Genomic DNA, 22,981 nt, shown 5'->3' with positions numbered 1-22,981 from the left:
TTTTTTAGTGGAATAAATGGGGAGCTAATAAGTAACTTGTTTGATATAAATATAAACCCTGTTTATTATTTATTTTGGACAACAAATTTTGTGTTTTGAAGGCATAATTATAAATTTTAAATTATTCTTAACAAACCCTTTGCTTTTAATAAGATATACATTATTTTTGCATTCCAAAATGTAGCCTGATAAAACAGGCTGTGAATAAATAGATTAATAAATTTTAGTCCCTATAATATGCCCAATATTGGTAAAATAGCGCAGATTATCGGCCCAGTGGTTGACGTCAACTTTGCCGACAATGAAAATCTTCCTAAGATTTACGATGCATTGTACATTGAAAAAGAAAATGGACAACGTATCGTTTTAGAAGTTCAACAACACTTAGGTGAGGAACGTGTTCGTACGATTGCGATGGATGCTACAGAAGGTTTAGTACGTGGTATGAAAGTGGTTGACACTGGTGCTCCTATCAAAATGCCTGTTGGTGAAGAAATCAAAGGTCGTGTATTCAACGTAGTTGGAGATCCTATTGATGGTATTCGCGAATTGGACAAAACTAATGGACGTCCTATCCACAATACTCCTCCTAAATTCGAAGATTTGTCAACTGAAACTGAAGTACTTTTCACAGGTATCAAAGTTATTGACTTATTAGAGCCTTACGCTAAAGGTGGTAAAATCGGTTTGTTCGGTGGTGCTGGTGTAGGTAAAACAGTATTAATCCAAGAGCTAATCAACAATATCGCAAAAGGTCACGGTGGTCTTTCAGTATTTGCTGGTGTGGGTGAGCGTACACGTGAAGGTAATGACTTATTACGTGAGATGTTGGAATCCGGTATCATCAAATACGGTGAGCACTTCATGGAAGGTATGGAAAAAGGTGAATGGCCTTTAGATACTGTAGACCAAGAATTGATGAAAGAATCTAAATGTACTTTCGTATTCGGTCAGATGAATGAGCCTCCAGGTGCACGTGCTCGTGTGGCATTATCAGGTTTGACAGTAGCGGAATACTTCCGTGATGGTGATGGCGATGGTCAAGGTAAAGACGTATTATTCTTTATCGATAACATCTTCCGTTTTACTCAAGCGGGTTCTGAGGTATCAGCTTTATTAGGCCGTATGCCATCAGCAGTAGGTTACCAACCTACATTAGCTACAGAGATGGGTTTGATGCAAGAGCGTATTACTTCAACTAAAAACGGATCAATCACTTCAGTACAAGCGGTATACGTACCTGCCGATGACTTAACTGACCCTGCTCCTGCGACGACATTCGCTCACTTGGATGCAACCACAGTATTGTCACGTAAGATTGCTGAGTTAGGTATCTATCCTGCGGTAGACCCATTAGATTCTACATCTCGTATCTTATCTCCTGCAGTATTAGGTGCAGAGCACTACGATACAGCTCAACGTGTGAAAGAAATCTTACAACGCTATAAAGAACTTCAAGATATCATCGCTATCTTAGGTATGGATGAGTTATCTGAAGAAGATAAATTGACAGTACACCGCGCACGTCGTGTACAACGTTTCTTATCTCAACCATTCCACGTAGCGGAGCAATTTACAGGTTTGAAAGGTGTATTAGTAGACATCAAAGACACCATCAAAGGATTCAACATGATCATCGATGGTGAAGTAGATGAATACCCAGAAGCAGCTTTCAACTTAGTAGGTTCGATCGAAGAAGCTATCGAGAAAGGTAAGAAATTATTAGCAGAAGCAGTTTAATTATAAGTATTGCGTACTGAGTATAGGGTAATGAGATTTTCTCTACTCCATACTCAATACTCCATACTCAATACTATATAACACATGAAATTACAAGTAATAACTCCAGACAAGTTAGCATACGAAGGTGAGGTAACAGCAGTTACAGTTCCGGGTTCGGCGGGATCTTTTCAAATTTTGAAAGGCCACGCTGCTATTGTCTCTACGTTAGAAGATGGCAAAGTCATTATCAAAAAAGATGGTGTCGAAGAAGTCATTATTATTAAAGGCGGTGTAGTTGAAGTTAAGGACGACAATATCATCGTTTTGGCGGAAGGAATTGCGCAAGGATAACGAGAAAAAATAATGATACAATAGCCCTTAAGACTTTGAGTTCTAAGGGCTATTTTTTTGAACTTTTTTCCGCAGAAATCCGATTTTAAGAAGAATTTTTGATAAAATTCACAAAACTAATTTAGAACAAAAATAAACCAATTTTAATTTGGGTTCATCTATCGCAGAATATTGTTTTGTTAATAAATATATTTCGGCAATATTTTCTAAATATTGGAATCCAAACCAAATAAAAAACTTTATGAAAATAAAGTGTTTGTCTATTGTAAAGAATTATATTTCGTCTTAACTTGACGAAGCGTCTATTAAGAAGAAGTCTATGCAATCCATGGGGAGGACTGTACACTTAATAATATAAGTTATGCAATACTATAATCAGAACACAAAGATTTTTTTGAATGGAGAATTTGTTCACGCAAATTCTGCGGGAATAGACCTTTTTGGTCAATCGTTGCATTACGGCTATGGCGCTTTCGAAGGGTTGAGAGCTTACAGTACACACAATGGAACACGTATCTTTAAGGCCGAAGCTCATTTCGATCGCTTACGCAAATCTTGTGAGTCTATAGGTCTACCCTATAAATGGGACAACAGAACCCTTATAGAAAAATGCTATGAACTTCTAGAGATTAATAATCTACGGGCGGCATATATAAGACCCTTGGTTTTTTCGGGTTCTAATATGCACTTGACCTCTTCCGAGGATGCAAACCTCATGTTGGCAGCGTGGGAATGGGGACCGTACTTAGGGCAGCATTTATTACGTGTAAATATTTCCAGCTATGAGCGTCCAAATCCCAAATCTTTTCACATTGATGCAAAGATTTCAGGGCAATATATCAATTCCATTTTAGCATCTACAGATGCTATCCGCAAAGGTTTTGATGAAGCACTTTTATTGGACCAAGATGGCTATGTAGCCCAAGCCTCCAGTGAGAATCTTTTTATAGAAAAAGACTATAAAATATACACCTCACCTCTGGACAATATATTTCCGGGCATCACAAGACAAACGGTGATTGGTATCTGTAAAGAACTGGGATTTGATATCATCGAAAAGAAACTAACTATCCAAGATGTCTACACCGCTGACAGCGCCTTCTTGAGTGGCACTGCTGCCGAGATCATCGGGATCAAACAAGTTGATCATATTATTTATAAAGAAGAATGGGAACATAGCATTGGCGCTACGATCCAAAGAAAATATAAAAACTTAGTATTAGAGCAAGAGAATTATGAAGTCATCATCTGATAACCAAAAGGGAATCAATAAGTATAGTCGCATATTTACACAAGACGAGACACAACCTGCTGCCAAAGCTATGCTTTACGGCATCGGGTTGACGGATGCCGACATGGACAAAGCACAAGTGGGTATTGCCAGCATGGGTTATGATGGTAACACATGTAATATGCACCTGAATGACTTAGCACAGGTCGTGAAAAAAGGGGTTTGGAACAATGACTTAGTCGGCCTTACTTTTGGCACTATTGGTGTGAGTGACGGTATGAGCAACGGTACAGATGGCATGCGCTACTCCTTGGTGTCACGCGATGTGATAGCTGACAGCATTGAAACAATTTGTGGCGGACAATATTACGATGGACTCATTGCGATCCCTGGATGTGACAAAAATATGCCGGGAGCTATTATGGCAATGGCACGTTTGGATCGCCCTGCTATTATGGTATACGGGGGTACTATCGCTCCAGGTCATTATAAAGGTGAAGAATTAAACATCGTTTCAGCTTTTGAGGCCTTGGGTCAAAAAATTTGTGGCAACATGTCGGAAGAAGACTTCCAAGGTGTAATCAAACATACCTGTCCTGGCCCGGGGGCTTGTGGTGGTATGTACACGGCCAATACAATGGCATCAGCGATTGAAGCTTTGGGTATGAGTTTACCTTATTCATCTTCTCATCCTGCTATTTCTAAAGAAAAAGAACAAGAATGTCTTGATGCAGGTAAATACATCCGCATCTTATTAGAAAAAGATATTAAGCCTTCGGATATTATGACGCGAAAAGCATTTGAAAATGCGATTCGATCGATCATAATCTTAGGTGGAAGTACCAATGCGGTATTGCATTTTATAGCGATCGGTAAATCTGTGGGTATCGATATCTCGCAAGATGATTTCCAACGCATGTCGGATGAAACACCTGTTTTAGCTGATTTCAAACCATCAGGAAAATACTTGATGCAAGATTTACAACAATATGGTGGTACACCCGCCGTATTACGCTATTTATTGGATAATGGCTTGTTACATGGCGATTGTATGACGGTAACAGGTAAAACAGTTGCTGAAAACTTAGCTGATGTAAAATCTATCATTGATTACAACCAACCTATCATCAAACCATTGAGTGAACCAATCAAAGCAACAGGTCACTTGCAAATCCTTTACGGAAACTTAGCAGAGAAAGGTTCTGTGGCGAAGATTTCGGGTAAAGAAGGAGAACGTTTTGTTGGCCCTGCGCGCGTATTTGACGGTGAGCATGATTTGGTAGCGGGTATTGCACAGGGACGTATCAAAAAAGGAGATGTCGTGGTCATCAAAAATGAAGGTCCTATTGGTGCTCCTGGCATGCCTGAAATGTTGAAGCCTACTTCTCTAATTATTGGCGCTGGTTTAGGTAAATCTGTTGCACTGATTACAGATGGACGTTTCTCTGGTGGTACACACGGATTTGTCGTTGGACATATTACACCAGAGGCTTATAAAGGTGGATTGATTGGTTTGGTTGAAGATGACGATATCATCGAAATTGATGCCGTTAACAATACAATCACATTAAAAGTGGAAGATAGCGTAATCGCTGAACGCCGTGCAAAATGGACACAACCGGCACTTAAAGTAACGAAAGGTGTATTGTATAAATATGCTAAAACCGTTGCGGATGCCTCACAAGGCTGTGTGACAGACTTATAAGAAAGTAGAGTTCAAAAATCAAAGCAAAATTGGTATTTGAATACTGGATTTAAATAATAAGAACTTTAAAAGGTAGATAGCTAGAAATCACTTATGCCTTTTTATTATAACTTTTTGACTTAATACAATGAGTACACTGGAGAAAACAGAAACAAAGAAACCTCAGACCATTGCAGCCGACACACAGATCTCGGGTTCGCAAGCAGTGTTGGAGGCTTTGATTCATGAAGGAGTTGAAACGGTATTCGGCTACCCAGGGGGTGCAATTATGCCTATTTATGATGCATTATACGATTATAATGATAAGATAAATCATATTCTGGTCCGCCATGAGCAAGGTGGTATTCATGCTGCTCAAGGCTTCGCGCGCACATCCGGTCGTGTCGGTGTTGCTTTTGCTACTTCGGGCCCTGGTGCGACAAACTTGGTGACAGGTCTGGCAGATGCTATGATTGATAGCAATCCTATCGTCTGTATCACAGGTCAAGTATATGCCTCCTTATTGGGTACGGATGCTTTTCAGGAGACGGATGTCATCAATATTACCAGTCCGGTGACCAAATGGAACTACCAGGTAACAGATGCAACTGAAATCCCTTCTGTTTTAGCCAGAGCATTCTACATTGCAAGTACAGGTCGTCCAGGTCCCGTATTGATTGATATTACAAAAAATGCCATGCTTCAATTGTTTCAATATGAAGGATACGAAGCATGTACACATATCCGTAGCTACCGTCCAAAACCGATAGTACGCAATGAGTATTTAAAAGCAGCTGCTGAATTAATTAATTCTGCCAAGAAGCCATTTGTACTATTTGGGCAAGGGGTAATCTTAGGAAAAGCCGAAAAAGAATTTAAATACTTCATCGAAAAAGGAGGTCTTCCTGCCGCAGCCACCGTAATGGGCTTAAGCGCTTTGGAGACTGACCATCCCCAACATATGGGTATGCTGGGCATGCACGGCAATTATGCACCCAATGTGATGTCCAACGAGTGTGATGTACTAATAGCAGTAGGTATGCGTTTTGACGACCGTGTAACAGGCCGTTTGGACAAATATGCGAAACAGGCAAAAATCATCCATCTGGATATTGACCCGGCAGAAATCGACAAAAACGTTAAAAGCGCAGTTCCAGTGTGGGGAGATTGTAAAGAAACATTGCCTATGCTCACCTCATTAATCAACAAAGCGGACCATTCCCAATGGCTTCAAAAATTCCGAGAATTGGAAAAAGAAGAGATTAAAGAGGTCATTTACGATGAACTGAATCCTACGAGTGACATCATGACAATGGGTGAAGTTATCCGCGTATTGAATGAACTAACGGGTGGCGATGCAGTTATTGTGACAGACGTAGGTCAGCATCAAATGGTTGCTTGTCGCTATGCAAAATTCAATTCTTCGAAATCCAATGTCACTTCGGGTGGACTAGGTACCATGGGATTTGGTTTGCCGGCAGCGATTGGCGCCTGGTATGGCGCTCCTGAGCGTGATGTCATAGCGATAATTGGAGATGGTGGATTCCAAATGACTTTGCAAGAGCTCGGAACTATCATGCAATTCGGTGCTAAAGTAAAAATATTGATTCTGAATAATGAATTCTTAGGCATGGTCCGTCAGTGGCAACAATTGTTTCATGACAGACGCTATTCTTTCGTAAATATCACGAGCCCTGACTTCGTGGCATTAGCTAAATCTTATTACATCGATGGACAAAGAATCTCAGAGCGTAAAGATTTAGAATTAGCATTAAAAACAATGTTGGACCATGATGGCGCTTATTTGCTGGAAGTAATGGTTGGAAAAGAGAACAACGTTTTCCCAATGGTTGCGCAAGGAACTTCAGTATCAGAAATTAGATTGAAATAAGAAAATGGAAAAGCAAGAATTTACCATTACACTATATACAGAAAACGCTATCGGTATGATAGGTCGTATTTCTAATATTTTTTCCAGAAGAAAAATCAACATCGAAAGTTTGAACACCTCTCCTTCTGAAGTTGACGGCATTCACCGTTTCACGATTTTGATAACAGAATCAGAAGACGTAGTCCGCAAACTTTGTCGTCAAATCGAAAAGCAAGTCGAAGTGTTAAAAGCCTATTTCAATACCAATGACGAGCTAATCTGGCAAGAACAAGCCTTGTACAAAGTCCCTACAGAGGTTGTGAACGAGAAGGTTTATGTAGAGCGCTTACTTCGCCAATATGGCGCGACAGTTGTCGTGATTCGTCCCGATTATATCGTGTTCGAAACGGCTGGCCATCGCGAAGAAATAGATAAATTAACAGAAGAATTGACCAAGTACGGACTTATTGAATTTGTGCGTGGAGCACGTATTGCCATTATCAAGGCAAGCGCTGGATTCCACGAAAAACTAAAACAATTCGAGCAAGAAGAGCCCGCGCCAGAAATCATAGAAAATGAATTCTTAGATCAACAGGACCAAGTATTCACGATGTAATAATGAAAGAGGTATTTAAATTTATTATAGATGCGCGTAAAGCTTTCATTAAGGATATTGAAAGTCTTTCTCTAGAACAGCTAAACGAAATTCCGGTAGGATTTAATAATAATATCATCTGGAATTTTGGACATATTGTGGTAACTACGCCTGTATTATGTTATGTGCGTACGGGAATTATACCCGATGCTTCGAGCGTAAAATATGTTTCTGCATATGCTAAAGGGACAAAGCCAACTTATTTCGTAACCCAAGAAGAAGTTGACGAATTGAAAAAATTAGCTATTTCAACGATTGAATCTATAGAAAAAGACTACAAGGAGGGTAAATTGAACAATATTACCCCATTCCAAACAAGCACTTATGGTGCACTTCTGGAATCCATCGAAGATGTTATCGTCACTACTGCGGGTCATGATAATACACATCTTGGCTATGTGACAGCACAAAAAAGAATAATCAACAACAAATAAACACTTAAGAAAAGACTAAATTAAAATAGTACTACAATGGCAAATTATTTTAACACATTACCTCTTAGAGAGCAATTGAACCAACTTGGTGTAGCAGAATTTATGGATTCATCAGAATTTGCTGATGGCGTAAATGCTTTAAAAGGTAAAAAAATCGTAATCGTAGGTGCAGGTGCACAAGGTTTGAACCAAGGTTTGAATTTAAGAGACAGCGGTTTGGACGTATCTTACGCTTTACGTAAAGAGGCTATTGAACAAAAAAGAGATTCCTGGAAAAATGCTACAGATAACAATTTCACAGTAGGGACATACGATGAGTTAATTCCTACAGCTGATTTAGTTATCAACTTGACTCCAGATAAACAACATACTTCAGTAATCAATGCGGTAATGCCATTGATGAAGCAGGGAGCTACATTATCATATTCTCACGGTTTCAATATCGTAGAAGAAGGTATGCAAATCCGTAAAGATATCACTGTTATCATGGTAGCGCCTAAATGTCCAGGTTCTGAAGTACGTGCTGAATATTTAAGAGGATTTGGTGTTCCTACATTGATCGCTGTTCACCCAGAAAATGACCCTCAAGGTAAAGGTTGGGCTGAAGCGAAAGCGTATTGCGTAGGTACAGGTGGCCACCGTGCTGGTGTATTGAAATCATCTTTCGTAGCAGAGGTTAAATCTGACTTAATGGGCGAGCAAACTATCCTTTGTGGTTTGTTACAAACAGGTTCTATTTTGTCATTCGACAAAATGATTGAAAAAGGAATTGACGCAGGGTACGCTTCAAAATTAGTTCAATATGGTGTGGAAGTTATCACAGAAGCTTTGAAACACGGTGGTGTGTCGGGCATGTTGGATCGCTTGAGTAACCCTGCTAAAATCAAAGCTTTTGAACTCTCAGAAGAATTGAAAGATATTATGCGTCCATTATTCCAAAAACACCAAGATGATATCATGTCGGGTGAGTTCTCCAAAACAATGATGGAAGACTGGGCAAATGGTGATGCAAACTTATTAAAGTGGAGAGCTGAAACTGGTGAAACTGCTTTTGAAAAAACACCTGCTGGCGATGTTAAGATCGACGAACAGGAGTATTTTGACAATTATCTATTGATGGTGGCTTTCGTAAGAGCGGGTGTGGAATTGGCATTCGAAACGATGGTAGAAGCTGGTATCAAACCCGAATCAGCATACTACGAATCATTGCACGAAACTCCATTGATCGCCAACACCATTGCGCGTAAAAAATTATTCGAAATGAACCGTGTAATCTCTGATACAGCTGAATACGGTTGCTACTTATTCGACCAAGCATGTAAACCTTTGCTTGCGGATTTTATGAAAAAAATTGATACGGACGTCGTGGGTAAAAACTTTAACGAAGGTAAAGACAGTTCTGTAGACAACGTGAAATTGGTTCAAATCAATGAGATTTTACGTAATCACGAAGTGGAAATTGTAGGTCGCAAATTGCGTAAAGCGATGACAGCAATGAAAGCAATTAAAACTGTTTAATATTTTGTAATTTTGATAATAAAGGGATAAAGCCCACTAAGCTTTATCCCTTTCGAAATTACTTAGAAGATATAAGAGAGAAATGGGAAAAACATTAGTAGAAAAAATTTGGGATGCACATGTCGTCAAGCGTGCAGAAGGCTTTCCAGATGTATTGTACATAGATACGCATTTGATTCATGAGGTGACTTCTCCTCAAGCATTCGATGGATTGCGCAAAAGAGGTCTTCCTGTACTACGCCCTGATCAAACTGTAGCGACTGCTGACCACAATGTACCTACCTTAAATCAACACCTTCCTATCAAAGAAGAATTATCCCGCTATCAAGTGGATATGTTGACCAAAAACACAAAAGAATTTGGCATTGAATTATACGGACTAGGTCATCCTTATCAAGGTATCGTACACGTTATCGGCCCTGAGTTGGGTATCACTTTGCCTGGTAAAACGATGGTTTGTGGGGATAGCCATACCTCTACGCATGGTGCTTTTGGTGCTATTGCCTTCGGTATTGGTACATCACAGGTAGAACAAGTTTTCGCTACACAGTGTCTTTTGCAGTCGAAACCAAAAACGATGAAAATCGAAGTAAATGGCCAGTTGCAAAAAGGTGTAGGCGCAAAAGATATTATCCTTTACGTCATTTCTAAAACTACCGCAGCTGGTGGAACGGGCTATTTCGTAGAATTTGCCGGCTCCGCTATTCGCTCATTGAGCATGGAAGGCCGTATGACGGTATGTAATATGAGTATAGAAATGGGTGCGCGTGGTGGCTTAATTGCACCCGACGAAACTACTTTCGAATATATCAAAGGCCGTGAATTTGCACCTAAAGGTGAAAAATGGGATGAGGCATTAGCGTATTGGAAAACATTGTATTCGGATCAAGACGCACAATTTGATGCGGTATTGACATTCGATGCTGCTGATATCCAACCGATGATCACTTACGGTACGAATCCAGGAATGGGTATCGGAGTATCTCAAAATATTCCAACTACGGCAGCGCAACCAGATAGTGAGCAACCTTCTTATCAAAAAGCATTAGACTATATGGGCTTTGCTGACGGTGAACAAGTATTAGGTAAACCCGTGGATTATGTTTTCATCGGTTCTTGTACAAATTCTCGTATCGAAGATTTACGTCAAGTAGCGGCTTTTGTTTCTGGTAAACAAAAAGCTGAAAATGTAGAAGTTTGGATTGTTCCAGGTTCCAAACAAGTAGAAGCGCAAGCAAAAGCGGAAGGTATTGACAAAGTATTCGAAGCTGCAGGTTTCCAATTGCGTGAGCCAGGATGTTCGGCTTGTTTGGGTATGAACGAAGATAAAATTCCAGCAGGTAAATACTGTGTATCGACTTCAAACCGAAACTTCGAAGGTCGTCAAGGTCCGAATGCACGTACCATGCTCGTTAGCCCATTAACTGCCGCAGCTGCCGCTATCACAGGTAAGGTTGTAGATGTAAGGGAATTAATTTAATAGCTATACCATGTGCCAAATTTGCCAAACAGCAACTGTTACCGAAAATAAAGTGATTGATCGTTCTGCTCAACAAGCAAACACTATTTATAACCAACGTACTTTGGAACAGGATTACAGAACACTTAAATCGGCATTAAAGCCAGGTTTGAGGGTTTTGGATGTCGGCTGTGGCACAGGCTCCATTACCAAAGACATCGCTGAGTTGGTCGGTCCCACTGGATATGTTGTAGGAATTGACCATACGGCATCTTTTATTTCGGAAGGAAAATCGCAATACGCTGATGTAGCGAATCTAGAATTTATCTATGCAGATATTTTAAATTTCCAAACGGAAGAAAAATTTGATCTTATCGTTTCTGCGCGTACTTTTCAATGGATTTCGACATTAGATCGAGCTATTGAAAAGTTAAAATCTTTACTAAAACCGAATGGTCAATTGTCGATTTTGGATTACATCCACGAGGCAATTACTTGGACACCTAAAATTCCTGCTGCTATGCAGAATTTTTACAATATGTTTTTGATGTGGCGCAAAGATGCAGGTATGAATAACCGTATAGGTTATGACATTATCGACATTTTTGCAGAACATGGTTTTGAAGAAATTGAGGTTTTTAACGCCGATGAGCATTATGAACGGATATTTCCTGCGCATGTCGAAAAACTTAAAATATGGTCCAAAGTAGCCGCATCCAAACAAATGGTCGAAGAGGGTTATGTTTCTGAACAAGAAAGATTGGACGCTATTGAATCGTACAACCATTGGGTGGATAAGGAAGCCACGAGCATGACACTAAAATTGAGAGAAGTAAGAGCTATTCTAAATTAATCAACACCATAAAGACAAATTCTATTCAAATAGATAAAATATTCTAATGAAAAAATTTGAAAAATTAACTTCAACAGTAGTTCCACTACCTATTGAAAATATAGATACAGATCAGATCATTCCTGCTCGTTTCTTGAAAGCCACGACACGCGAAGGTTTTGGTGAAAACTTGTTTCGTGACTGGCGATTTGATAACAACAATCAACCAAAGACTGATTTCGTGTTGAACAATCCACAATATTCAGGTCAAATTTTGGTAGCTGGTAAAAACTTCGGTTGTGGTTCATCACGTGAACATGCTGCTTGGGCTATTGACGACTACGGTTTCAAAGTAGTTATCAGCTCATTCTTTGCGGATATTTTCAAAGGAAATGCACTCAACAACGGTGTATTGCCGATCACAGTCACTGAAGAGTTCTTAGAAAAGATTTTTGCACAAGTTTTCGCAGATCCGAATGCGCAACTTGTTGTGGATTTGGAAGCACAAACGTTGACTATCGCCGCGACAGGTGAATCTTTCGAATTTGAAATCAATCCATACAAAAAATCATGCTTGATTAATGGTTACGATGATATTGATTTCATTTTAAGCCACAAAGCAGAGATCGAAAACTTCGAGCAAACAAGACCTTTTTCTTTTTATAGATAAAAATGTCATTTCAAACGCAGTGAGAAATCTAAACTTTGATTCCTCGTCAAGTTCGGAAAGACAAAGAAAATAAAATGACAGAACCAGTAGCCCATATCGATAATTTAACCATTCAATACCCAAATAATGTGGTACTGAATAGCCTTTCTTGGCCTATCCAAAAAGGCAAGAATTACGTTATCGGGGGAACATCTGGTTCTGGCAAAACCACCTTAGCTAAAGCAATCGCTGGATTAATTCCTTCGAATAATGCTGTTCAGTTGAATTTTGACAACAATCTTCCGCTTCCTGCTAAGGTCGTTTATATTTCTAATTGGTATCAATTCACCAATTTAGAAGGTGACCGCAACTTCTACTACCAACAACGCTATAACCATCATCAAGGGCATGATACCTTGACCGTGAAAGCCGAGTTGGAACATTATGCACAAAAAGAAAAACTAGATTTTTCGGCAATCGAAGAGCGTATTGCGGCGTTTGGATTCGAAGATGTGCAATCTTCCCAATTGATTGAGTTATCAAGCGGCGAACACAAGAAATTACAATTAATTCGCGGGCTTTGGGCTAAACCTCAGCTACTCATTATAGACGAACCCTATACCGGGTTGGATAAAAACTCCAGAATAGTTCTCAATAAGTGGTTAGATGATTTAGTTGCAGAAGGTGTACAGCTTATTCTGATCACTAATGATAACCACCTTCCCCACTCCATCAATTCCTTTGCACATATTGTAAATGGAAAGTTAGAGAAAGTAACTTCACAAAGTGAATTTGCCCGGGATGAAAAACGTCAAAGAAAAGAGTTACCGGCCTTCCTACGAGAATTTCCACAGACTCAATACGACACAATAGCCGAAATGAATAATATTCATATTCGCTATGGTAAAAAAGTCGTGCTGAAAGATGTAAGCTGGAAAGTCAATGTGGGTGAAAAGTGGTTATTACAAGGACCAAATGGTTCGGGCAAATCAACCCTTTTGAGTTTAATAAATGGTGATCATCCTCAAGCTTACGGACACGACCTTTCTCTTTTTGGCAACAAAAGAGGATCTGGTGAAAGCATTTGGGACATCAAACAAAAAATTGGGATTATATCGCCCGAAATGCATTGGTATTTTGACCAAAACGCTACTGTTTGGCATACCATTGCATCTGGATTTTATGATAGTATCGGTTGGTTTATCGACGTAAAATTCCACGAGAAAAAACAAATAGAAGAATTGTTGGAGTTTTTTGATTTGACGGATGTCAAACACCAAAATCTCAACACCTTACCGCTAGGCAAACAACGTCTAGCCATGTTAGCAAGAACAATCATTAAGAATCCACCTCTGTTGGTGTTGGATGAACCTTGCCAAGGTTTGGATAATGACCAAGCCAAATATTTTAACGATGTAGTAGATGAATTGGCAGAATATGGCAAAACATTAATTTATGTGGGTCATTATGAATCGCAAATCCCATCATGTCTCGAACATAGAATTGTACTAGAAAAAGGCGAAGTTAAAGCCATTGAAAATATATTAGATACCGTAAGTTAAGAAATGAAGAAAAATATTCTAATCATTCCAGGTGATGGAATTGGACAAGAAGTAACGACTTGGGGAAAGCAAGTTTTAGAAGCTATTGCAACAAAATACAACCATGAATTCGTATTTGAGGAAGCAATCATGGGACATACTGCAATCGAAGCTACTGGAAATCCCCTTCCTGAGGAAACTTTAGAGAAAGCTAAAGCTTCGGACGCAATTTTATTTGGTGCGATTGGTCATGCCAAATACGATAATGACCCTTCAGCAAAAGTTCGTCCTGAGCAGGGTTTATTAAAAATCCGTAAAGAGTTGGGCTTGTACGCCAACCTCCGTCCTATTCTATTATTTGATGAATTGTTAGATGCTTCGAGCTTAAAACCCGAGGTGTTACGTGGAACAGACATTTTATTCTTCCGCGAATTAACCGGTGACGTTTATTTCGGTGAGAAAAAACGCAACGAAGACAACACTTTTGCATCGGATTTGATGAATTATCACCGCTATGAAGTAGAACGTATTGCACGCAAAGCCTACGAAGCAGCACGTACGCGTGGCAAAAAATTATGTTCGGTAGATAAAGCTAACGTATTGGAAACTTCCCGTCTTTGGAGAGAAGTGGTACAAGAGTTAGCGAAGGAATATTCGGATGTGGAGACAGAACACATGTTTATCGATAATGCAGCTATGCAATTAGTAAAAAACCCGAAAAAATTTGATGTGGTATTGACTGCTAACTTATTTGGTGATATCTTGACGGATGAAGCGTCACAAATTGCAGGTTCGATGGGTATGTTAGCATCCGCATCGATCGGTGATAGCACAGGTTTCTTTGAGCCAATCCACGGTTCAGCACACGATATTGCTGGTCAGAATAAAGCTAACCCGTTAGCTTCTATCCTATCGGCAGCTTTATTGTTGGATATTGCATTTGGTCTTCAAGAGGAGGCAAAAGCTGTAACCACAGCTGTAGCGGACACTTTGAAAGCAGGTTGGAGAACGGGTGACATTGCGAATGCTGAAACAGCGGCAGACAAAATTTTAGGCACTAATGAAATGGGGGCTAAAGTTTTAGAATTTATTAAGTAGAACTAACCGAGGTATAAACATAGATTCACAATTAAATCGTCTAAAACTTTTTTTGACTTTTTAATTTTATCTTTTTAATTTAAAAATATGTTACACGATCCGAATCACTTATACATTTTTGACACGACACTACGCGATGGGGAGCAAGTGCCGGGATGTCAATTGACAACTCCTGAGAAAGTCGAAATCGCAAAAGATTTAGAACGCTTAGGCGTTGATATTATCGAGGCTGGATTTCCCGTATCAAGCCCTGGTGATTTTCAATCGGTAGTAGAATTATCCAAAGCCGTGAACGAGGTTATCATTTGTGCATTGACTCGTGCCAACAAAAATGATATTGACGTAGCTGCTGACGCGCTGAAATATGCAAAAAGACCACGTATCCACACAGGTATAGGTGCCTCAGACATGCATATCAAATATAAATTCAATAGCACTCGCGAAGAAATCCTAGAACGCGCCGTAGCAGCTGTAAAACATGCTAAATCGTATGTAGAAGATGTGGAATTCTATGCAGAAGATGCTGGTCGCGCTGATGTAGAATTCTTAGCGAAAATGGTGGAAGCCGTAATCGGAGCGGGTGCCACTGTCGTAAATATTCCAGATACTAACGGTTACTGTCTACCTGATCAATATGGTGCAAAGATTAAATTTTTAAAAGAAAACGTACGCAATATCGATCAAGCAATTATCTCTGCGCATTGTCACAATGATCTAGGATTAGCGACAGCAAATTCTATTGCTGCCGTACAGAATGGCGCACGTCAAATCGAATGTACCATCAACGGCATTGGAGAGCGTGCTGGTAATACCTCTTTGGAAGAAGTAGCTATGATTCTGAAAGTACACAACCAATCTTTCGGCGGATTGACATCAAATATTGATAGTAAATTCTTCACGTACATTTCTCGCAAGGTGTCCGAAATGATGAACATGCCAGTGCAACCAAATAAAGCGATTGTTGGTCGCAATGCATTTGCGCATTCTTCGGGTATTCACCAAGATGGTTTCTTGAAGCACCGTGAGAATTACGAGATTATACGTCCTGAAGATGTAGGTTTGGAAGAAGCCGATATCATCTTAACTGCACGTTCGGGTCGCCATGCGCTGAAACATCACCTTGAGCGTTTGGGGCATCACCTCGACAAAGATGCGTTAGCCTCTACATACGAGCGGTTCTTAACATTAGCAGATGCTAAAAAAGATATTACCGACGAAGATTTATTGACGCTGGTAAAATAAAAGTATCCGAGCGACAGCATTTGCTGTCGCTTGTATTTACTTCATATCCGATAGACTAAATTTCGCCTTTATAGTTTGCGTCAAAATCTACCATCCATTCGATGCCATATTTGTCGCGAAATATCCCAAAATAGCTTCCCCATGGACTTTCTGCAATCGGAAATTCAATCTGCCCATCAGCGGAAAGGCCTAAAATTTCAGGCACATCATTACCCATTAATAAATTATTTCCTATTGCCAAGGCGATATGCATAATCTTATTCGCCTGGTGTGGGGAAACTGGGAGACGATCACTTGTTAAATCTTTAAAACGGACGATTTTGGCAAAATCACCGCCAAAAACGGACCTATAAAAGTTAAATGCTTCTTCTGCATTCCCGTTAAAATTAATATGTGGGTTTATTAAAGCCATGGTGAATAAGTAAAATGTAACTGTTGTTTATTCAACATTCCTGACTACATATTATTAATTTAGTAATACGTTTTAGGTTTATATTATTAAATTTGAAATATCAAGTCATACTAATACTGTAGCATAATGAGTTTAGATTTATCAACGTTAGACATAAATTCCTTACAAGCCAAGGAAAGGATCAAAGCTATAGTAACACGGACACCTTTGCAGTATAACCTGCATCTATCTGAAAAATATGGTGCTGATGTTTATTTAAAAAGAGAAGACTTACAAGTCGTACGTTCGTACAAATTACGTGGTGCTTTTAACAAGATTTCGTCCTTATCGGCTGAGCAGCGAGCTGCAGGTGTTGTATGTGCTAGCGCCGGAAATCATGCCCAAGGGGTAGCCTTTTCTTGCAAAAGATTAGATATCCAAGGGGTTATCTTCATGCCTGGACCTACACCTCGACAAAAAATTACACAAACAGAAATGTGGGGTAATGGCAATATCGAAATTATCCTTACTGGCGACACTTTTGATGATTGTCAAAAAGCGGCAATAGAATATTGTGCGCAGAATAATATGACATTCATCCCTCCTTTTGACGACTTACAAATCATCGAAGGTCAAGGAACTGTTGCCGTTGAAATCTTGGAAGACCTGCCCGACGTGGATGCTATCATCCTACCAATTGGTGGTGGTGGATTATCATCGGGGGTAAGTTTTCATATGCGCAAATACTCACCTACGACCAAATTATATGGTGTGGAGCCCGAAGGAGCGCCATCTATGCAGGCAGCCCTAAAAAATGGCGGACCTATAGCATTGGATCAAATCAACAAATTTGTCGATGGCGCTGCGGTGAAGAAAATAGGCCAACTGACATATGATATTAGTTCCCAGCTTTTGGATTCGGTGAAGTCTATACCCGAAGGTAAAATCTGTACCACCATACTAGAACTATACAATAAAGACGCTATCGTCGCCGAGCCTGCGGGCGCGCTTTCTATTGCTGCCTTAGAATTTCATAAAGAAGAGATTAAAGGCAAGAAAGTTGTATGTGTTGTATCCGGCGGAAATAATGACATCGACCGCATGGGTGAAATAAAAGAAATGTCCTTGCTGTACGAGGGCTTCAAACATTATTTTATTGTCCGTTTCCCGCAGAGACCAGGTGCCTTGCGCCTGTTAGTAACCGAAGTATTAGGCCCTAAAGATGATATCACACGTTTTGAGTACATCAAGAAAACCGAACGCGAACGCGGTCCCGCTTTGATAGGTATAGAATTGAATAGCCCTAAAGATTATATTCCTTTTATCGAACGACTCAAAGCCTATAAATTTGATTTTATAGAAATCAATAAGGATCAAACATTATTTGAATATTTGGTCTAATGAAAAATACATTCTAAAAAAGGTTCTGGTAATTTCCCAGGGCACTGAAAACTATCCACTAAATAAGGGCTTATGAATTTTTATGTTCATAAGCCCTTATCTTTTGCATATTCAAAATCTTCTAATTGAAAGTTTGCAGATATTCGATTATCAAAGGTTAAGCTGGCAGGTTTTTCCGGTAATGGTAGCTCTTAATTTCATTAAGTCTTTTTCAGTACCCTTTAATTTCTAGAGCCTTTTTTGGCAAGCCTCAATGTATTGAATTTCAAGTTTCTACAAAATTTTTTAGAACAAATTAGCACTTTAAACGTTAATAGATTAGAGGAGCCTCGTAATTCATTCACGAGGGATTAGTTAACACATAAAACCCACAAGTATTATGAAAAATAAAATGACAACCCCGCAAGACCACAGCCGCAACATCGAAATGGGTAACCCAACCTCAGACAAGCGTTTTAGAGACACAAAAACAATGAAAAGACATCAAGGTCTACCGAATCTCGATGTACCTAAAAATAGAACCGACAGAGATAAAAAATCCAATAACGAATAAACATAACATTATGAAATCTAAATTAACCCTAGCGGCTGTTATTCTGGCCTTTATTACTATCAATTTTGCATTTGCACAGCAACAGGATAAATCTACACGCCCTAGTCCCGCGGATTCCGTGCACGCTACAACAAGCGATGGAGTACACATTACCATTCATTACAGCAAGCCATCCTTAAAAGGACGTCAGCTCGGTGTGGATATCGCCAAGATAGGTGAAGTATGGCGCACTGGTGCCAATGAAATCACTACGATTGAATTCGACAAGGATGTGTTAGTACAAGGCAAAGCATTGCCTAAGGGAAAATATGGATTGTGGACAATTCCGGGAGAGACCGAAAGCACCATCATTTTTAGTAAAAAATGGCAAGGATGGGGTGTTGGCTACAGCGATAAGGAAGATCAGCTACGTGTACCGGCTCAATCTACTACGGGTAACCCTATGGTTGAGCAATTTAATATATCAGTAGACCCCGCAGGTGTAATCAATCTAGCTTGGGGAGATATTATACTCCCAATCTCGGTAAGGGCCGCAAATTAATTCACTAAGAAGAAGTTCTAAAATAGAAAAGCTTTCAGTTCTTATGCTGGAAGCTTTTTTTTTTTGAGATCACAATAATCTATTTCTTTGCTTTCAGGTATTTTTCTAAAAATTGATCCTGTTGGCCACAATAGGTAGAAAATGTGTAACTAAATACCTCCCATTCCATAGACATCCGAGAATGACCATACATAATGACCCTCCCAAATTTTTCAATGTTTGGAAATAACGATCCGTTTATTAGTGATAAGTTTGTTGAGGTTTTTATCCGCGAGAGGCTTAAATATTTTATTGAGAAATGCTCATTAGTCACCCAATGTCGCTAAAAAAAAATTAAAAAAAATAGAATTATATTTTATTCTAAAATTTTTATGTATATATTTAAATTAAGAATAAGTATTTGTGCTAAAAAAGCTAAATCGATTTAATAATTAAGAATCATATTATGAAATCTTATAACTAAATTGATATTTATTCTGCATAACCGATATAAACTATACCATTATAAAATCTGAAATTAAGGCTAATACCTAATTTTTTAAAAATACATTTTCTGAAGAATAGTTAATTCTTTATAAAAAATTTATAGTTCCGAAAATTGACTTGAATAATTATAAAGAAAAAAGCGAGGCAATATGTGTTGCTAAACCGAATTAATTATTTAAGAAGATATAGGAAAGAAACAGAATGTATTCTAGTTTTAGACTTTATATATAGAAATTGTAATGTGACTGATAGTGCCAGCTATATATATTGCTGTTACTACCAGACTTTTTGAACAATATTATAACCTATTAATTAAAATAATACTAAACCTAAATTTATATGAAGGAGAAAATTCCAAGCACATATAATGTTGGTATTCCTGCTGTCCTTATTATGCTATTGCTTCAGGTGCAGCTATTAGCAAAGCATACAGAAAGGGAATTTGACACTGCTAGATCACTTCATGTGTGGCAGGACACCGTGCCTGAGTTGCAGGATTCCGTTCTGGACCTTAATTTCAAAAATCTCAAGACTAAATCCGTGCACAAATCTATTCAGGATATTGCATTGCAGGGGTATGCTACTATCCCGCAATTCCTAAAGGGTGAGGCAGCGGGTTTATTTCTGAGTGAACCTACGGGTGAGCCTGGAACGCCTAATTATATGTTTATCCGTGGCATATCGTCACCTATATTCAGCAATAAGGACGCGTATCAAAACCAGCCGTTAATCGTTTTGGATGGGATACCTATGATTGGTCCACACCCCTTTTCTTATATGATCCAGTCTTACGATATTGATCGTATTGGTCCAGAAAACAACCTATTGAGTAATATTGACATAGACAATATTGCTTCTATTGAAGTGCTTAAGGATATGGCAAGCACTGCCATATACGGTCCCTTGGCTGCTAATGGGGTGATTAAAATTATCTCCAAGAAAAGTGTAACAGACAATAAACGAAGAATCAGTGTCAATAGTTTTGTAGGTATGGCCAATAGACCGCAGGTCACTACGATTAACGGAGATTATGAAAATCGTTTTAGAAAACAGTTTTATGACCTCTATACCACCGATGGACGTTATAACGAAGACGACACCTATCCTGTCTATCTCAGTGATTCGTTGAATTATCGCTACTATGGCGTATCCGACTGGAGCGATAGCTATTATAATAATGGGTTGAACTACGGCGTGAATGCCCGTCTGTCTGGTGGGGGCAGACGATCGAATTTCCAATTCTCTTTAGGTACGTTACAAAATAGCGGAATCGCGGAGGAGACAAACTTTAAGAAATACAATGCACGTTTCCAACTGGATTTACAGCCGCTAAAGTGGCTATTTTTCCACACGAATATAAATGCAGCACGTCTAGATAGAAATCGGAATCAAAACTTAAGGAACCGCTATGCTATGTTAGCTTATATTCCCGATCTCAGTGCTCCACTGGCTCCCAACAAGGACACCTACGATGCATACAAGCGAATTCTGGATAAAGGGTTTGATGACAACTATTCCAATATATTGGAAGGAAACATGACCCTCCATGCCCAATTCGGTTCTTTCAAATTAAGATCAAGCACGATGGTAGACTATAATGAAGGATTTCGTGATCTTTTTCACCACGATGACCTGATGGAAGGAAACAGTTTTGCTTCAAACTATTACGGTTATAGCCAGCGGTTAATACAGGAAAGTGTAGCCTCTTATGATTGGAAAATGGACAATAGTAACTTTTTTGTAGAAGCAGGAAATGTCTTACAATGGGATTTACATAAATACAATTATGCGTATGCCTATAAAGGCATCAATCCAAATATCAAGATTAACCTTTTAAATTCCGATCCAAATAGCGGAGACTTCCTTAATCCTACCGCTTTTCCCAGACAGCTCACTTACAAATTCCTAGACCGCACAAGACATAATTTAGTTTCCTTCTTCGGCAGGGGAACCTATAACCTGCAAGACAAATATACGGCGAGCCTGTTGCTTCGCTACGATGGATCTTCCAATGCTCAACCTACAAACCGATGGTTGTTTACACCCGCGCTATCCTTAGGATGGAATATCAAAAAAGAATTCATGCAAGACAACAATCTAATTGAAAGTTTCAAAGTCAGAGCCAGTGCAGGCCGATTAGGCATACTGAATACCTATGACAATATCTCCCAAGGCCCTGTCTATACGGCACAGATAGGCTATACCGGAAATGTAATCGTACCTGCCTATAATGGCATTGCAGCCTTGGTAAGACCCTATGAGGACGGTTGGATCGGCTATGATATGCCTTGGGCCTATACAGATCAGGCTAATATAGGTTTTGACCTTTCACTCTCAAAACGAAATTTCTACCTAACCTTGGATGCCTATGTCAAAGAAAACAAAAATCAAGTATTGACGATTCCGGCATATGCGGAATACGGCTATGAGTATAGTCTGGAGTCTGGAATGAATGTTCGTAACACCGGTGTTGAACTGGCTTTTGGTGGCGATATTATTCCAAGTGTGCATAGCTTTCGTTGGAATTCGGGCATCAATCTGAGCATTAATAACAACACCTTAACGGCTTTGCCGGGCGGTCTGGACGAGGTAGTCATACAAAACCGTAAACTAAAGGTTGGCGAGCGCATTGATGCTTTTTGGCTACTAAAGAATGAAGGGATTTATCAGTCAGACGCTGATGTACCGGAAGTAAACGGCGTAAAGAAAAACTATAATGGCTTAACTTTTAAAGCCGGGGATCCGAATTGGAAAGATCAGAACGGAGATAACCGTATCTCCTCGGAAGATAGGGTCCTACAGGGCAATTATATCCCTAAGCTGACAGGATCTTGGCAAAATGATTTTTTCTATAAAAATTTCGATCTTAAAGTTAATCTATATTTCAACCTAGGCCGTAAGATCCTAAACCAAGAAATGGCTAATCGCTTTGATTTTATAAATAATGAAAATTCGAAGAATGTAAGGGTGATCAAAGAAATCACCTATTGGGAAAAACGAGGGGACTATAGCAAATATCCGCTATACAACCCTTGGAGCAAGGTAAATGCTTATCAGTCTTCGCAAGACCTTTTTCTTGAAAATGGTTCCTTTATGAAATTGAGACAGGTATCGCTAGGTTACAACCTGACAGACTTGTTGTCTTCTAGATTGGGCGGTGGCAATGTTTATGTGTATATAGCTGCCAACAACCTCTTCACGGTGTCCAAATACTCCGGACGCGACCCCGAGATTGCCAATTACCTTGGTTACGACGAAGGCTATAATATGATTATCCCACGAACATTTTTGATGGGCTTCAAACTAAACTTATAAAATAACCA

19 protein-coding genes are annotated in these 22,981 nt (G+C 39.3%); 18 read left to right on the top strand and 1 reads right to left on the bottom strand.

The genetic code is table 11. The features are described from left to right. The first annotated feature begins 237 nt into the window (after positions 1-237). The 14 genes from atpD (at position 238) to EDC17_RS03750 (ending at position 16,286) form a co-directional block, all read left to right on the top strand. Positions 238-1,740 (top strand): F0F1 ATP synthase subunit beta, encoded by a 1,503-nt coding sequence (atpD, locus tag EDC17_RS03815; RefSeq protein WP_132776827.1) that lies wholly within the window; start codon positions 238-240, stop codon positions 1,738-1,740. Between the two features lie 84 nt (positions 1,741-1,824). Beyond that, positions 1,825-2,073, top strand: coding sequence for an ATP synthase F1 subunit epsilon (gene atpC / locus EDC17_RS03810; protein ID WP_132776826.1), 249 nt, complete (start codon positions 1,825-1,827; stop codon positions 2,071-2,073). A 361-nt stretch (positions 2,074-2,434) separates the two neighbouring features. Further along, complete coding sequence (locus EDC17_RS03805; protein WP_132776825.1) at positions 2,435-3,325, top strand: branched-chain amino acid transaminase; 891 nt, start codon at positions 2,435-2,437, stop codon at positions 3,323-3,325. Continuing rightward, positions 3,309-5,009: a dihydroxy-acid dehydratase gene (gene ilvD, locus EDC17_RS03800; RefSeq protein ID WP_132776824.1), complete on the top strand. Its 1,701-nt coding sequence runs from the start codon at positions 3,309-3,311 to the stop codon at positions 5,007-5,009. The genes EDC17_RS03805 and ilvD overlap by 17 nt, the downstream gene beginning before the upstream one ends. Positions 5,010-5,136: 127 nt before the next feature. Continuing rightward, positions 5,137-6,879 (top strand): biosynthetic-type acetolactate synthase large subunit, encoded by a 1,743-nt coding sequence (gene ilvB, locus EDC17_RS03795; protein WP_132776823.1) that lies wholly within the window; start codon positions 5,137-5,139, stop codon positions 6,877-6,879. 4 nt (positions 6,880-6,883) lie between these two features. Next, positions 6,884-7,474 carry an acetolactate synthase small subunit gene (gene ilvN, locus EDC17_RS03790; protein ID WP_132776822.1) on the top strand — a complete coding sequence of 197 codons (591 nt, stop codon included), beginning with the start codon at positions 6,884-6,886 and terminating at the stop codon, positions 7,472-7,474. 2 nt (positions 7,475-7,476) lie between these two features. Next, positions 7,477-7,947, top strand: a complete 471-nt coding sequence (locus EDC17_RS03785; protein ID WP_243646029.1) for a DinB family protein — start codon at positions 7,477-7,479, stop codon at positions 7,945-7,947. Positions 7,948-7,983: 36 nt separating this feature from the next. Continuing rightward, entirely contained in the window at positions 7,984-9,465 is a 1,482-nt protein-coding gene (ilvC, locus tag EDC17_RS03780; RefSeq protein ID WP_132776820.1) for a ketol-acid reductoisomerase, read from the top strand. Positions 9,466-9,547: 82 nt separating this feature from the next. Then, positions 9,548-10,945 carry a 3-isopropylmalate dehydratase large subunit gene (leuC, locus tag EDC17_RS03775; protein WP_132776819.1) on the top strand — a complete coding sequence of 466 codons (1,398 nt, stop codon included), beginning with the start codon at positions 9,548-9,550 and terminating at the stop codon, positions 10,943-10,945. A 10-nt stretch (positions 10,946-10,955) separates the two neighbouring features. Further along, positions 10,956-11,777 (top strand): methyltransferase domain-containing protein, encoded by an 822-nt coding sequence (locus EDC17_RS03770; RefSeq protein WP_132776818.1) that lies wholly within the window; start codon positions 10,956-10,958, stop codon positions 11,775-11,777. A gap of 46 nt (positions 11,778-11,823) precedes the next feature. Then, positions 11,824-12,426 (top strand): 3-isopropylmalate dehydratase small subunit, encoded by a 603-nt coding sequence (leuD, locus tag EDC17_RS03765; RefSeq protein WP_132776817.1) that lies wholly within the window; start codon positions 11,824-11,826, stop codon positions 12,424-12,426. 74 nt (positions 12,427-12,500) lie between these two features. Continuing rightward, positions 12,501-13,967: an ATP-binding cassette domain-containing protein gene (locus EDC17_RS03760; RefSeq protein ID WP_132776816.1), complete on the top strand. Its 1,467-nt coding sequence runs from the start codon at positions 12,501-12,503 to the stop codon at positions 13,965-13,967. 3 nt (positions 13,968-13,970) lie between these two features. Continuing rightward, positions 13,971-15,044, top strand: coding sequence for a 3-isopropylmalate dehydrogenase (gene leuB, locus EDC17_RS03755; protein ID WP_132776815.1), 1,074 nt, complete (start codon positions 13,971-13,973; stop codon positions 15,042-15,044). Between the two features lie 87 nt (positions 15,045-15,131). After that, on the top strand, positions 15,132-16,286 hold the full coding sequence (locus EDC17_RS03750; RefSeq protein WP_132776814.1) for a 2-isopropylmalate synthase: 1,155 nt from the start codon (positions 15,132-15,134) through the stop codon (positions 16,284-16,286). Between the two features lie 55 nt (positions 16,287-16,341). Here the strand turns inward: EDC17_RS03750 and EDC17_RS03745 are convergent, their stop codons facing one another. Beyond that, a complete protein-coding gene (locus tag EDC17_RS03745; protein ID WP_132776813.1) occupies positions 16,342-16,698 on the bottom strand; it encodes a VOC family protein in 357 nt (118 codons plus the stop codon). 126 nt (positions 16,699-16,824) lie between these two features. Between EDC17_RS03745 and ilvA the strand changes: the two genes are divergently transcribed. The 4 genes from ilvA (at position 16,825) to EDC17_RS03730 (ending at position 22,973) form a co-directional block, all read left to right on the top strand. Further along, on the top strand, positions 16,825-18,078 hold the full coding sequence (gene ilvA, locus EDC17_RS03740; RefSeq protein WP_132776812.1) for a threonine ammonia-lyase IlvA: 1,254 nt from the start codon (positions 16,825-16,827) through the stop codon (positions 18,076-18,078). A gap of 379 nt (positions 18,079-18,457) precedes the next feature. Next, positions 18,458-18,631: a hypothetical protein gene (locus EDC17_RS16810; RefSeq protein WP_165894359.1), complete on the top strand. Its 174-nt coding sequence runs from the start codon at positions 18,458-18,460 to the stop codon at positions 18,629-18,631. Between the two features lie 10 nt (positions 18,632-18,641). Then, on the top strand, positions 18,642-19,172 hold the full coding sequence (locus tag EDC17_RS03735) for a DUF2911 domain-containing protein (RefSeq protein ID WP_132776811.1): 531 nt from the start codon (positions 18,642-18,644) through the stop codon (positions 19,170-19,172). Between the two features lie 825 nt (positions 19,173-19,997). Further along, positions 19,998-22,973, top strand: coding sequence for a SusC/RagA family TonB-linked outer membrane protein (locus EDC17_RS03730; protein ID WP_132776810.1), 2,976 nt, complete (start codon positions 19,998-20,000; stop codon positions 22,971-22,973). Positions 22,974-22,981: the final 8 nt, after the last annotated feature.

The organism is Sphingobacterium alimentarium (assembly GCF_004342685.1).
In the GTDB taxonomy this organism is placed as follows: Bacteria; Bacteroidota; Bacteroidia; order Sphingobacteriales; family Sphingobacteriaceae; genus Sphingobacterium; species Sphingobacterium alimentarium.
This window is presented reverse-complemented; position numbering and strand designations above follow the sequence as displayed.